9 protein-coding genes are annotated in these 13,805 nt (G+C 68.5%); 2 read left to right on the top strand and 7 right to left on the bottom strand.

What is annotated here, in order from left to right:
- Nucleotides 1-67 precede the first annotated feature (67 nt).
- From acs to RVX_RS12460, 7 genes are all read right to left on the bottom strand, one after another.
- Complete coding sequence (acs, locus tag RVX_RS12490; protein WP_371682102.1) at nucleotides 68-2,092, bottom strand: acetate--CoA ligase; 2,025 nt, start codon at nucleotides 2,090-2,092, stop codon at nucleotides 68-70.
- A gap of 125 nt (nucleotides 2,093-2,217) precedes the next feature.
- The gene (locus RVX_RS12485) at nucleotides 2,218-3,300 is read right to left on the bottom strand and encodes a LytR/AlgR family response regulator transcription factor (RefSeq protein WP_116306152.1); all 1,083 of its coding nucleotides are present in this window, start codon (nucleotides 3,298-3,300) and stop codon (nucleotides 2,218-2,220) included.
- A 455-nt stretch (nucleotides 3,301-3,755) separates the two neighbouring features.
- Nucleotides 3,756-5,780: a methyl-accepting chemotaxis protein gene (locus tag RVX_RS12480; protein WP_116306150.1), complete on the bottom strand. Its 2,025-nt coding sequence runs from the start codon at nucleotides 5,778-5,780 to the stop codon at nucleotides 3,756-3,758.
- Nucleotides 5,781-6,223: 443 nt separating this feature from the next.
- Nucleotides 6,224-8,014 (bottom strand): amino acid ABC transporter permease, encoded by a 1,791-nt coding sequence (locus RVX_RS12475; RefSeq protein WP_116306604.1) that lies wholly within the window; start codon nucleotides 8,012-8,014, stop codon nucleotides 6,224-6,226.
- Between the two features lie 187 nt (nucleotides 8,015-8,201).
- Nucleotides 8,202-9,029 (bottom strand): transporter substrate-binding domain-containing protein, encoded by an 828-nt coding sequence (locus tag RVX_RS12470; protein WP_116306148.1) that lies wholly within the window; start codon nucleotides 9,027-9,029, stop codon nucleotides 8,202-8,204.
- 150 nt (nucleotides 9,030-9,179) lie between these two features.
- Complete coding sequence (locus RVX_RS12465; protein WP_007526977.1) at nucleotides 9,180-9,911, bottom strand: amino acid ABC transporter ATP-binding protein; 732 nt, start codon at nucleotides 9,909-9,911, stop codon at nucleotides 9,180-9,182.
- A gap of 518 nt (nucleotides 9,912-10,429) precedes the next feature.
- The gene (locus RVX_RS12460; RefSeq protein ID WP_116306146.1) at nucleotides 10,430-11,818 is read right to left on the bottom strand and encodes a sensor histidine kinase; all 1,389 of its coding nucleotides are present in this window, start codon (nucleotides 11,816-11,818) and stop codon (nucleotides 10,430-10,432) included.
- A 435-nt stretch (nucleotides 11,819-12,253) separates the two neighbouring features.
- On the opposite strand from RVX_RS12460, the gene RVX_RS12455 reads away from it, so the two are divergent.
- Both RVX_RS12455 and RVX_RS12450 read left to right on the top strand, forming a co-directional pair.
- The gene (locus tag RVX_RS12455; protein ID WP_230404607.1) at nucleotides 12,254-13,171 is read left to right on the top strand and encodes a tetratricopeptide repeat protein; all 918 of its coding nucleotides are present in this window, start codon (nucleotides 12,254-12,256) and stop codon (nucleotides 13,169-13,171) included.
- A 173-nt stretch (nucleotides 13,172-13,344) separates the two neighbouring features.
- A complete protein-coding gene (locus RVX_RS12450) occupies nucleotides 13,345-13,677 on the top strand; it encodes a PilZ domain-containing protein (protein ID WP_116306144.1) in 333 nt (110 codons plus the stop codon).
- The last annotated feature ends 128 nt before the right edge of the window (nucleotides 13,678-13,805 follow it).

Raw genomic sequence — 13,805 nt, 5'->3', positions numbered from 1 at the left:
GGTCGAAGCGAATATGGGACTGGCAGCAGATGAAGCCCGTGCAAAAGGCCCCTTGCGCAGGCTTCACCTACACGTAGCCGTCTTCCAGCGTGGAAAGGTCCCCGGTGTCCCGCCCCAGTTCCTCGCTGCGCAGCACCCGGCGCATGATCTTGCCGCTGCGGTTGCGGGGCAGCCCCTCGCGGAAGGATATCTCGCGGATCACCGCCACCGGCCCCAGTTCGCGGCGCACGTGCTCCACAAGTTCCGCGGCCAGGTCATCGGGGTTGATCATGGTGCCCAGCGGCGGGTGGTCGTCCACCAGCACCACGAAGGCCTTGGCCACCTCGCCGCGCAAGGCGTCGGGCACGCCGATGGCCGCGCATTCCGCCACCGAGGGGTGCGAGGCCAGGGCCGCTTCCATCTCCGCAGTGCCGATGCGGTGCCCGGCGATGAGCAGCACGTCGTCGGCCCGTCCCTGGATCCAGAAGTAGCCGTCTTCGTCGCGCCGGGCCACGTCGCCGGTGCAGTACCAGCCGGGAAAGCGCTCCCAGTACAGGCGGCGGTAGCTTTCCTCGTCGTTGTACACCCCGCACGACATGGCGGGCCACGGGCGCTTGAGCACCAGCAGGCCGCCGCGCCCCGGGGGCACGGGCTGGCCGTGCTCGTCCACCACCTCGGCCTCTATGCCGGGCAGCGGACGGGTGACCGAGCCCGGCTTCAGCAGCGAGACGGGCAGGGGGCTGAGCATGATCATGCCCGTTTCCGTCTGCCACCAGGTGTCCAGCACCGGGCAGCGCCCGCGCCCCACGTGGCGGTGGAACCACAGCCACGCTTCCGGGCTGATGGGTTCGCCCACCGTGGCCAGCAGGCGCAGGGTGGTCAGGTCGTGCCGGGCCACGTGCTGCGCGCCGTGGCGCATCAGCATGCGCACCAGGGTGGGCGCGGTGTACAGGATGGTGACGCCCAGGCGTTCCACCATGGACCACACCCGCCCCGGCTCGGGGTACAGGGGGTGGCCTTCATAGAGGACCGTGGTCGTGCCCGCCATGAGCGGCCCGTACACCACGTAGCTGTGCCCGGTGATCCAGCCCGGTTCCGCCGTGCACCAGAAGATGTCCGTGGGCTTCACGTCGAACACCCAGCGCATGGTGCGGTGCACCCCCACCATGTAGCCGCCGTGGGCGTGCACGTGCCCCTTGGGCTTGCCCGTGGTGCCGGAGGTGTACAGCAGGAACAGCGGGTCGGTGCTGTCCATGATTTCGGTCAGCGCCTCGTGGTGCTGGCCGCGCACCGCGTCGTGGTACCAGATGTCGCGCCCTTCGGTCATGGGCGTTTCCACGTGGGCGCGGTGCACCACGATCATGTGGCGCACCCCGGCGGCCAGGTCCGGCGGCAGGGCGGCCACGGCCTCGTCGGCGATGGGCTTGAGGGGGATGACCCGGCCGTTGCGGTAGAAGCCGTCAACGGTGACGACGACGGCCGGGCGGGCGTCCTCCATGCGGTCGCGCAGCGAGCGGGCGGAAAAGCCGCCGAACACCGTGGAATGCACCGCCCCGATCTTGGCGGCGGCCAGCATGGCGAACACCGTTTCCGGCAGGGGCGGCATGTAGATGATCACCCGGTCGCCCTTGCCCACGCCAAGGCCCCGCAGCGCGTTGGCCAGGCGGTTCACCTCGCGGTACAACTGGTAGTAGGTGAAGCTGCGCGTGTCGCCCGATTCGCCCTCCCAGATCAGGGCCAGGCGGTTCTTGGTGCCGGTTTCTATGTGCCGGTCCAGCGCATTGTGCACGATGTTGCAGCGCGCGCCGGTAAACCAGCGGTGGAAGGGGGCATTGCTGCCGTCGTGCACCGCGTCCCAGCGGCGGAACCATTCCAACTCTTCCGCCGCCTCCTCCCAGTAGCCGTCCGGGTCGGCGGCGGCGCGGGCGCGGGCGCGGGAAACATCCTGCGGGTTCACCTCTGCCCCGGCCACCACCTGCGGCAGGGGGCGGAACACGCGTTCCTCGCGCAGCAGCGCATCAATGGTGCCGCCGGTAAAGGGCAGGTCACGGACGGGCGGTACGGCAGCCGAGGGCGGGGTGCCGTCGTCGTGCGCGGGATGCCGCGCGTTCATGTCCGTACCGGGTGACATGGTGGACGGCAGGGCGGGAGAAGTGTCGGGGCGGACGCCGGGGGCGGCGTCGGCCGCTGCGACCGGCGCTGCGGGAGGCTGTGCGGGATGTTTGCGGCGCGGCATGGCTAGAGCCCCAGTATCTCTTTCAGTTCGCCCAGCCGCCTGCGGCTGATGGGCAGTTCGATGCGGGTGCGGCCCATGGTGCGCAGCATGCAGTTGCCGCCCGGCACCGAGGCTATTTCCGTCACCATATCCAGGTTCACCAGGTACTTGCGATGCACGCGGAAGAAGCGGTGCGGCCGCAGCCTGCCCTCCAGCACCTTCAGTCGGTACGAGGTCAGGTACTTGTCGGTGGCCGTGTGCACGTAGCTGTAGTCCTCGTAGGCCTCCACGAAGACGATCTCGTTGTACGGCACGAGGATGGTGGTGCCGTCCTGGGTGATGGCCAGTTTGCCGATCTCCACCGGGCGAAAGCGGCTGGTATAGTCCCACGCGGTGCCCAGCGCGGAGAGGAAGCTATCCTGCTCTTCGTCGCCCAGGGCCAGCTGCAGGGTCTGCACGGGCGGGCCGTCGTCGCCGACATCACGGGGGTCGTCGCGCCATTCCTCGTGCCAGCCTGCAAGGGGCTCAATGTCGCCGGAGGCGATGGCCGCCTGCACGGCGGATGGCGCGCGGGGGGCGGCAGGCGGCGCGGCCGGTTCCGGGCGCGGGCTGGCCGATCCGCCCGGCTGGTCCGCGTGAACGGGGTGCGCGGGCTGTCCCTGCGGGCTTGATGCCCCGGCGGGCTGGTGCGGTTCGCGCCAGCGGGCCGCCGGTTCCGGAGCCAGCCGGAAGTGGGCGCGGAATTGGTCCAGCCGCCCCACGGTGCGCTGGAAGCGCTCCTCCGGGCAGGGAAAGATGAGGTAGTCGGTGGCGTCCAGGTCGAAGGCGTCGAAGGCCAGCCGCTCGTCCTCGGCGATGAACACCAGCGCGGGGCGATCGCGGCGGCCCAAAAGGCGGCGGGCCAGTTCCAGCCCGGATGTCTCGCCGCCAAGGTCCACGCCGGTGATGAACACCCCGTAGGGCAGGGCGTCGAGCAGGGCCCATGCCTCGTCGCCGTCCACGGCCTCGCCCAGCACGCGCAGGAAGGGCACGGGCGCCAGCAGGCGGCGCAGGCGCAGGCGCACTTCCGGGTCGGGGTGGGCGAGTAGGGTGTTCAGGCGCGTCATATGTGACCGTGGTGCCCGTTGTGACCGTCGTGACCGTGGGTTGGACCGTGCCGCGCGGGGCGCTGGCGTTGCGGTGGGGCCAGGTGAGCCGGGACCGGAGCGCACAGCGTACGGCCCGGCGGAACCCGTCCGCATCGGCCGCGCCCATGCGCCCGGAACAATGTCATTCACCCCGTACTGTACATGCGCCATGGGAATCTGAAAAGGGGCGGCAGGTTGCGCACCGCAAGGTTGTGCGAACAACCACGACCTCGGCGCGACGTGCGTCTCTTGCGGGGTAGCCGCAAACGGAAGCGGGGGCCCCGTGTCGCACGGGGCCCCCGCAGGGGGCGGGCATGGGGCGCACGGACCGCGCGCACGGAGCGGGGGCTCCGCACCCGATGGGGTGGACCGTTGGCGCACGGTCCGCCATGCCCGTCGGCAGTGTCGGAGTCTTCGGGGTGCCGGTGTTGTCGTCAATCCTGCATGGCCGCCACGATGGCCGCCAGGTCCGCGCTCATGCGGCGCACGTCGTCCATGGCGGACCCGATGGCGCGCAGGGCGGCCCCGGTTTCGTCGGCCGCGCCGCGAATTTCGGTGGTGGACCGGGCGATCTGCTCGCTGGCGGCGGACTGCTGCTCGCTGGCCGTGGCGATGGCGCGCACGCGGTCGGCCGTGTCTGTGGCGATGTGATGAATGGCCGCCAGGGCCTCGCCCGCGCCAGAGGCCAGTTGCGTGGCGCGGCCCACGATGGCCGTGGTTTCCTCTGTGGCGCGCACGCTGCGGCCGGAACTTTCCCGGATGGCCCGCACGAATTCCTCCACCTCGCGGGTGGCGGTCATGGTCTTTTCCGCCAGCTTGCGCACCTCGTCGGCCACCACCGCAAAACCGCGCCCGGCATCGCCCGCGCGGGCCGCCTCGATGGCGGCGTTGAGCGCCAGCAGGTTTGTCTGGTCGGCGATGTCGCTGATGACCCCGGCAATGCGCCCGATACCCTCGGCCTTGCCCGCCAGGTCGCCCATCTCGGCCCGCAGGTTGCGGGCCGTCTCGTCCACTTCGGCGATGGCGGCCACGGCGCGTTGCACCACTTCGCGCCCTTCGGCGGCGCGGCGCAGGGCCTCGTCGGCGGAACCGGCGGCATCGGTGGCTCCGCGCGCCACCTCGGCCACGGTGGCGTTCATCTGTTCCACGGCAACGGCAACCTCGGCGGTGCGGGTCTGCTGCATGTCCGACCGGCGCAGCGATTCGCGCACCCTCTCGTCCACCCGTTGCGCGGCGTCCACCACGTCGCCGCCCACCCGGCCCGCATTGTCGGCCGCCTCGGCTAGGGCCTCGTTGCGCGCCATGACCATGCGCTGCTGGCGGCGCAGTTCCGAAACGTCCACCAGGCAGGCCATGACCCCCAGGGGGTTGCCGTCCATGTCGTGCACGGGACAGGCGGTCATGTCCGCGCCGCGTTCACCCTCGTCGTCCAGGGGCAGGTCGGCCCGGCGCAGCCGGTTGCGGCGCAGGGCGTCTTCGCAGATGGCGGCCGCGTGCGGGGTGGGCAGGGCGCGCGCGCCGGGCTGGCCCGCCAGCGCGGCTCCGGAATTGCCCCGGCCGGACAGCGCGGCCAGGGCGTCGTTGGCCCATTGCACCGTGCCGTCGGTGTTCAGGATGGCGCAGGGCACCGGCAGGCTGTGCAGCACCCCCTGGGCAAAGCCGATGCGCTGGCGAATCTGCCGGACCATGGCGCGCATGGCCCCCACCAATGTGCCCACTTCGCCGGAAAAGGCGTCCGCCTCGGCATCGGACAGGTCGTCATACCGGCCGCCTTCCACGGCGCGGGCAAAATCCGTGGCCCGGTCCAGCGGGCGCACGATGGCCCGTACGATGTACCAGCCAAGCAGCAGCAGCGCGGCCACCACGCCGCCGGACAGCAGCAGCACCCGCGTGCGCCCGGCGGACAGGTCGTGCTCGAAGCGTGACAGGCTTTCGGTGTACGAGGCGTCGGCGTCGGCCACCAACGCGTCGAAATGCTTGCGCGAGGCTTCGGCCAGCGGCGTGGCCGAGGCGTGATACTGCGGGTAGCGCAGATGCCTGTCCGCCGGGGGCAGGGTGGCCAGGGCTCGCACGAAGGCCATGCCGTCCTCCACGAACTGCAGGGTGGAATCCTCCGCCAGCGCTACCTTGCGGCGGGTTTCCTCGCTGGCGGCGGCGCGGTTCAGGGCGCGGAACCCCTCGCGGATGGAGGCCGTGGTGCGCTCCAGCGCGGCCAGGTCCTTTTCCAGGTTGCTGCCCAGCATGATGTTGCGGGTAAGGCGGCTGACGTAGTTGAGGTCCTTGCCTATGGACAGCGTGGCGATCTTGCCTGCCAGACTGTGCTGGGTCACGTGGGTGAAGTCCGCCCGGATGGCGCTCATGGCGTGCAGGGCGATGCAGGCCACCAGACCGGCGGCCACGATGCCGCAGGCGGCAAGCAGCAGAATGCGGGCGCGGACACTGGACAATCTATGCAACATCGGATGGCTCCTTGGGAAATGCGCGGATGAAGTCCGCTTATTGGCAAGGAGCGTGCCATGCAGTGGGCGTCAATTACGGCAGCGTGTTGCGACAGGTGCCGGGGGGCTCCCCCCTGGTGGGCATCCGCAAAACTGCCACCTTGAGGTTGCAGGTGTTGCCTTGGGTTTGCAGTGGGCGCGTGCAGATATCGGCGTGCGAATACTCCCTGGCGGGAGTGAGTGGACCATGCCGTTCGTCAGGGGCCGGGCCAAAGGCAGGAAGACGGGCCGGGCCAAAGGCAGGAAGACGGGCCGGGCCAAAGGCAGGAGAGGGGCCGGACTAAAGGCGGGAAGGCGGGGCGGGCGTGCCGTGCGGCATCTCCCCGCAAGAAGGCCCCCGCGTCGCTTCCATGGAAGGACGGCGGGGGCCTTGTCGTCGTGGCGATGGCCGAGCGCCGGGCGCGCTACATGCGCAGGCTGACCTTTTCAGGCGACAGCCTGCGTTCCAGCCGCGCGGCGAACACCGACATGGAGTAGCAGCAGATGAAGTAGAAGAAGGCCACCGTGCCGTAGATTTCCATGGGGTGGATCATCAGGCGGTTGTTGATGCCCTGGGCCACGAAGGTCAGTTCCAGCACGCCCAGCACGAAGGCCAGCGAGGTGTCCTTGAAGATGGCGATGAACTGGCCCACGATGGCGGGTATCATCTGCTTCAGCGCTTGCGGCAGCACGATCTTGCGCATGGCCTGCAGGTAGGTGAGGCCCGTGGAGTAGGCGGCCTCGATCTGCCCGGCCGGAACGTTCTGGATGCCGGTGCGCACGATTTCGGCGATGTAGGCCCCGGTGAAGGCCGTCAGCGCCCAGGTGGCCGACCAGAACACGTTCAGCGTGGTGCCGAACATGACCGGGATGAAGAAGTACACCCAGAAGATGACGATGATCAGCGGGTTGCCGCGAATCAGCTCAATGTACAGCAGGCAGGGGATGCGGAACACCCTGTTGGAGCACGAGCGGCCCACCCCCACGGCAAGGCCGATGAAGAAGCTGACCGAAATGGCGATCACCGCCATGAGCAGCGAATAGGAAAGGCCGCCAAGGCCCAGGAACATCTCGTCCGGCCGTCCGTTGGGAAAGTGCCAGATAAGCAGGGCGCGCAGGTTGTCGAACACCACCTGCCACTTGAAGCCCAGCAACCCCTTGCCCACCGAGTAGAACAGCCCGGCCAGCACGGCCAGGAACAGCCCCTTGCCCGCCAGGATGGCGGCGCGGGCGGCGTGCCCGCCCAGTTGGTGCAGCATGGCCGCCAGCGGGGTGTAGGTGGTCTGGGCGGCGGCGCGGCGGCGGGCCCGCAGGGCGCGCGTGACGGGGCGCACGAACAGGCGGCGGATGAGCCCGAACGGGGCCAGCAGCGCGCCCACCACCAGCACCGGCACGGAGCGCGCGGGCGTGGTGTCCAGCCGCATGCGGCCGTTCACCCCGTTGAGGATGAACGAGATGATCAGCGACAGCGAAAGATACAGCACCGTGGCGGCGCTGGTGGCCTCGAAGCCCTTGAAGGTCAGCGATTCCACCTGCTGGGCCTGCCAGGTAAGTTCCGCCACGCCCACCACCATGGCCAGCGACGAGTTCTTCATGTTGTTCAGGAACTCGCTGCCCAGCGGCGGAATGATGGCCCGGAACGCCAGCGGCAGGATGATGGTGCGCAGCACCTGGAAATAGGAGAGGCCCGAGGAGTAGGCCGCTTCCAGCAGCCCCTTGGGGATGGACTGCAGCCCTGCGCGGATGACTTCTGCCATGAACGAGGCGGTGTAGATGGACAACCCCATGGTGGCGCACCAGAACTCGAACTGGCCGGAAAACAGCACCTCGCGCACGTTTTCGGGCAGGATGGCCGGAAAGGCGAAATACCAGAAGAACAGCTGGATGAGCAGCGGCGTGTTGCGGAAGAATTCGATGATGCTGGTGGCCGTGGCCCGCAGCGGGCGGAACAGCGACAGCCGCGCGAGGCCCAGCACGGTGCCCAGAAAGAGCGCCAGCACGGAACTTATCAGCGAGATGCGCACCGTGTTGGCGAGGCCCTTCAGGATTTCCGCGCCCATGACCACGCCGTAGGTCTCGTTGCGCGTGAAGAGCATGCTCCACTTGAATTCGTAGCCGAAGTCGAAGACCCAGCCGCAGTAGTAGATGGCGAACGCCGCCAGCGAGACGAGAATGGCGTTCTGGACCCAGGTCTTTTCCAGCCAGTATCGGGTCATGTGCTGTTCCGGGGAGGGGCGCGCCTTGCCCTGGTGCATGCGGGGCTGCGGCGCGTGCGTGGTCGTATGCTGTGCGGGCGTGCGGCCGCAGGGTTGCCGCCCGTCCGCGCGCTGGCGCGCGGGTCTGTAACAATGCGCAAGCCCGGACGGGCCGGGCTTGCGCGCAATGCTCAACTATGGTTGGCCGTTAGGGCCACATTTCGATCTGGCCGGCCAGCGGCATTTCAAACGGGGTGCCCGGGCCGTACCACTTGTTGTAGATCTTCTTGTAGGTGCCGTCCTTCCACATGTCCTGGATGGCGGCGTTCACGGCGTCACGCAGGGCGGAATCGTCCTGGGGCATGGCCATGCCGTAGGGTTCGTCGGACAGGAAGTCGCCCACCAGTTCGAACTGGCCGGGGGTCTTGGCGGCGTAGCCGACCAGGATCGAGGCGTCGGTGGACCAGCCGGCCACGCGGCCGTTCTGCAGCGCCTGGAAGCATTCGGATTCCTTCTGGAAGGAGATCACGTTGGTTTCGGCGTTGGGGTCGCCCGCTTCCTTCAGGGCGCGGCGCACGTTCACTTCGGAAGTGGTGCCCTGCATGGTGGCGATCTTCTTGCCCACCATGTCCTTGACGGACTTGAACTGGCCCTTCTTGGCCAGGATCTTCTGGCCGTCGAAGAAGTAGGTCAGCGAGAAATCGACGGACTTGTCGCGCTCGCGGGTGTGGGTCATGTTGGAGACGGAAAGGTCGATCTGGCCCGACTGCACGAGGGCGATGCGGGTCTTGTTGTTCACCTGGACGCGTTCGATTTCCACGCCCATGCGCTTGGCCACTTCGGTGGCCATGTCGTAGTCGAAGCCGCCCCATTCGCCCTTTTCATTGTAGAAGGCGCCGGGGATGGAGTCGGTCATGATGCCGACGCGGATCTTCTTATCCTTCTGGATGCGGTCGAAGACCGGGCCGGCCACGGCCACGGAAGCCATGAGCACGGTGAGGGCCGTAGCCAGTGCAAGCAGTTTGACCAAGCGCATATCCTTCTCCCTGTTTTGGGTTGCCCACGGCCCCCGCACATGCGGGCAGGCCCCTTCCGGGGTGCGGTCCCCTCGGCAAAAGGGACGTCGGGCCGACAGCTGCAAGAAAGGCGGCAGTCAAGGCGTGTGCCCCGCATGCGGGGCGAATGGCTAGTGCGTGAGGATCTTGCTGAGAAACTCCTTGGTGCGGTCGTGGACGGGGTTGCTGAAGAACGCCTCGGGGGTGTTCTCTTCCACCATCACGCCCTGATCCATGAAGATGACCCGGTCGGCCACTTCACGGGCAAAGCCCATTTCGTGCGTCACGCAGACCATGGTCATGCCCTCGCGGGCAAGCTGGCGCATGACGTCGAGCACCTCGTTGATCATTTCCGGGTCCAGCGCGCTGGTGGGCTCGTCGAAGAGCATGATGCGCGGCTTCATGGCAAGGCCGCGCGCAATGGCCACGCGCTGCTGCTGCCCGCCCGAAAGCTGGCCGGGGTAGGCCCCCGCCTTGTCGGGAATGTTCACCTTCTCCAGCAGTTCCATGGCCGTCTTCTCGGCTTCGGCGCGGGGGGTGTTGCGCACCAGCAGGGGGGCCAGGGTGATGTTTTCCAGCACGGTCATGTGCGGGTACAGGTTGAACTGCTGAAAGACGAAGCCCACTTCGGCGCGCAGCATGGTGAGGTTGGTGCGCGGGTCGTTGATGTCCACGCCGTCCACCACGATGTGGCCCTTCTGGATGGGCTCCAGCTTGTTGATGCAGCGGATCAGCGTGCTCTTGCCGGACCCGCTGGGCCCGCAGATGACGACAACCTCGCCCTGTCTGATCTCAAGGGTGATATCCTGCAGCACATGCAGTCCGCTGGCGTACCACTTGTGCACATGGTCGAATTTGATCACGCGGTGCTCCACGGTTCGGTCTGGGGCGGCCTGGCCCGATCCGGCCAGCCGGGCGGATGACGCCACGGCGGCGGCCTGCGCGCCCCGCGCCTGCGAAGTAGCAGAATACGGGGGTGCGGGCAACCCGTGGGGTTACGCTTTTGACATTAATGTTTCAATTCGCGATGTTGCGTTACGGTCAAGCGTCGTTGCAGGACCGGACATCGCCCTTTATGGCGGGTGGTTGGCGCAGCCTGCGGCCCGCTGATGCCACGCGGATGAGAGCGGATTTGCGAAATTGTCAGCATCCGGCGGGGGTAACGCTGCCTTTTCCGCGTCCGACGCGGCGCTGCGGCCCGCCAGGCGGAGAGACCGACCGACAGGCGGGCAGGCCGAACAGGCAGAACAGGCCGGACGGGCCGAACAGGCCGGACGGGACGGACAGACCGGACAGCGTGAACGGGGCGACAGGGCGGATGGCCGAACCCGGCGGAACGTCGAACGGGATGGACGCCGGGTTGGCCCGTGCGGCGTCCCGGTCAGTTCAGCGGCGGCGCGTCGCAGGGCAGCAGGAAATAGAAGGCGTTGCCGCCCTCTTGCGCCTCATAGCCCACGCGGCCTCCGTGCAGGTCCACGATTTCGCGCACGAAGTGCAGGCCGTGGCCGGTGCCGTATTCGCCATGGGTGTTGGACCCCCGAAAGTCCGGCTCGAACAGGTGCGGGGCGTCCTCTGCCGAAACGCCCGGCCCGGTGGTGTACACCTCTACCCGCGCCCCGTGGCGGCCCGTGCCAAAGGCGTCGGGCATGCGGCAGATGCGGCAGTGCACGGCCATGCGCCGCGAGCCCGGCGTGGGGCGGGTGTACTTCACCGCGTTGGACAGCAGGTTGGCGAGCACCTGGCTGATAAGCCCCACGTCGGCGGAAACGCGCACGTGTTCGCATTCCGGGCGCATGTCCATGCGCACCATGATGCCCTTTTCCTCCAGCCGCGAGCGAAAGCGTTCAAGCTGCGGCACCACCACGCGCTGGGCGATGTCGATTTCCGACTTCTGCAGCACGTAGTGGCCTTGCTCGAAGTGGCTCTGGCGCAGCAGCGTTTCCAGGAACAGGCTGGATTGCAGGAAGTGGCGGTAGATTTCGCGGTACTGTTCGTCCAGCCGCTCGTGCAGGTAGCCCAACTGGCGGATGGCCTCGGCCTCCGGCCCGCTGGGCATGCGGCCGCCGGTGGCCAGGGTTTCGCGCAATTCGCCCATGGCCTGTATCTTGCCCTCCAACTGCCGGAACAACAGCTTGAAGTACATGTTGGGCACGATGACGTTGTGGCCGATGTCGTGCACCAGGCTGCGGATGAACCGGATGTGCTCGCGGTTCTTCATCTGCAGCAGGCGGTTGTGCAGCTGAAAGCCCACGCGGTTGGCGTATTTTTCGTAATAGAAGCGGTCGTGGTCGGTGAGGGGGGCGGCGGGGTGCAGCACCATCATGCCCAGCACGTCGCCCACGGGGATGAAGGGCAGGCTTTCGCGGTCGGCATGGCGGCCGCGCACAGGTATGCGGTACTGCCCGTCCTGCGTGTGCGGCCCCTCGGCCAGGTGGTCGCGCTGGGGCGGGCTGGCCGCGAAGGGCGGCATGTCCGGGTTGCGCCGCACCAGGTTGCCAGAGGCGTCCAGCACGTACAGTTCGGCCTGCATGCCGAACAGGATGCGCGGCACCAGCACGGACAGGGCGTAGAGGTCTGGCAGGGCGTCGAATTCCTGGGCCAGGTCGAAGAACACGTTGAAGGCGCAGATCTGCCGCGCGCTGAAATTGTAGCTGGCGTAATCCTCGAGCTTGGCGTGGATGCGCGCGGCGACATGGTCCGCGCCCAGCGCCGTCGGCGGTGCGGGGGGAGAGTTGTTGGACGGCGGTGCGGGGGGCTGCTCGGACGTCATGACAACCTTTTGGGCCACCCGGCGGCCTGCGGCGTTCGGGGGTGCCGTGCGGGGCGTCCCTGCGTGGGGCGACCCGGTTGTGGCGTCCGCTCGTGACAGAGGACAGTGGACGGTCCATGCCGAGCGTAGGCCGGTGGGGGGCGGGGCATCCGATGGTTGCTGGTCCGATGCCATCATGCACCATTTCGCGCTCCGCGCCAAGGGTTTGCCCGGTGTTCGCGTGTTGTTTCGGCTGGCGCGGGCAGGGGAGGGGCAGACGCGGCGATGGCGCGCGGCGCGCATCGCGCAAGTCTCATTGACGCGGGGGGCGCACCATGCCATCACCCCGTGAAGAATCGGGGTAGCGCGGCCGCATGCGCCAACTGCCGGGCACGGCAGGGCGGCGGCGTCCGGAAGACAGGCGGGCAGGGCAGACCCGCGCGGAAAGGGGGAGGCATGGTGCCGCAGGTGTTGGGGGTGTACGTCTCGATGCGCACCGAGCGCACGGGCATGGGCGTCACGAGCAGGGACGTGGCGCAGAAGATTTACTGGCTGGCCGCCCACTGCGCCGAAGGCGCGCCTGACGGGGGGCGCGCGCCCGGTACGCCCGGTGCGCCAGGTGCGCCCGGTGCGCCAGGTGTGCCAGGTGTGGAGGGCGCGAGCGGCGGACGCTACGTGCTGCAACCGCTGACCGACGTCCATCTGCCGTCGGGACTGGTGAAGGACCTGCCCGAGGCCGATTTCATCGAGCATTTCCTGCCGGACGCGGAGTGCTACGAAAAGTTCATCCGCCCGGCGGCCGAGGCGCTGGCCGCCTACATCGACGACCTGCCGCCGGACGCGCCTTTTTCGGTGGAGCAGTTCAGCCCGCTGGCGTTGCCGTTCGACCAGTTGCGCGTGCTGGACGGGTTGCTGGCCGTGCTGCGGGGCAGGCCCGGCCTTGTGCCGCGCGCGCAGGACGTGCCCGACCTGCGCGCCATGCTGGACGGCATGTCCCGCCTGCGCATGGTGCCCGATTTCCAGAGCCGCGTGGCCGGGGTGGCCATCAACCTGCGCAAGCGCGGCGACTACGCGGCGGCGGAATACTACTACGAGCGGGCCCTGGCCGTGAGCGGGCAGGAAGACCGCATCCTGTTCAACCTGGCGCGGGTGTACTACGAGACGGGGCGGGCCGAGCAGGCCGTCGACTCACTGCGGCGGGCGCTGGCGGTCAACCCCGGGCTGGAGGTGGCCGAGAAGTTCCTGCGCTTCGTCCTTACGGGGACGCGCGCCGGGGGGACAGAAGGCGCGGCCGGGCAGACGGCCGGAACGCCGGATGCCGACGCCCCCGACGCCCCCGACACCCCCGATAGGGGCACGGGCGAGGCGACCTGACGGACAGGCTGGCTGACGAACGGGCCGACTGACACCCAGGCGCGCCGGGCATCGGGCGGCGCTCGGTTTTCGCGGCAATGCGCCGCACCCACGGCGTCCATCCGGGCATCGGACACCGCACACTTCATCCCGGCGGCATGGCCCGGCGGCACACCATCCGGCAAGGAGCCCCAATGAGCGACGAGCGCCGTACCTACCCGCGACTGCAACTGGACTGTCCGTGTTTCGTCACGCTGCGCCGCGGCCAGGGCGACATGCCGTGCATGCTCGGCAACATCAGCGCGGGCGGGGTGATGCTGCAACTGCCCCCCCACTGCGAAGCGGAAGGGTTGCCCTTCGGCGAGGTGGTCAACCTGGTGGAAATGCCGCGCGCGCTGGCGGGCGCGCTGGAAGGCGTGCAGGGCCGCGTGGCCTGGTGCAGCGGGCTGCAGGCGGGAATCTGCTTTGACGACGTGCTGCCCATCAGCGTGGACGACATCCTGGACATGCTGGACGACGTCTGCTGAGCCTGCCGGGCGCACCACCGTGCCCGCTGCCGCGCCCTGTCGCCGTATCTCATCGACCAAGCAGGGCGCGTTGCCCTTCCATCCCTTTTCGCGCCATGAATGCGTGCGGCCGGGCGGTTGTTCCGCCC

This window comes from Nitratidesulfovibrio sp. HK-II (assembly GCF_003402415.2).
Lineage (GTDB): Bacteria > Desulfobacterota > Desulfovibrionia > Desulfovibrionales > Desulfovibrionaceae > Cupidesulfovibrio.
The sequence above is the reverse complement of the archived record's forward strand: the minus strand, read 5'-3'. Positions and strand labels throughout refer to the sequence as shown.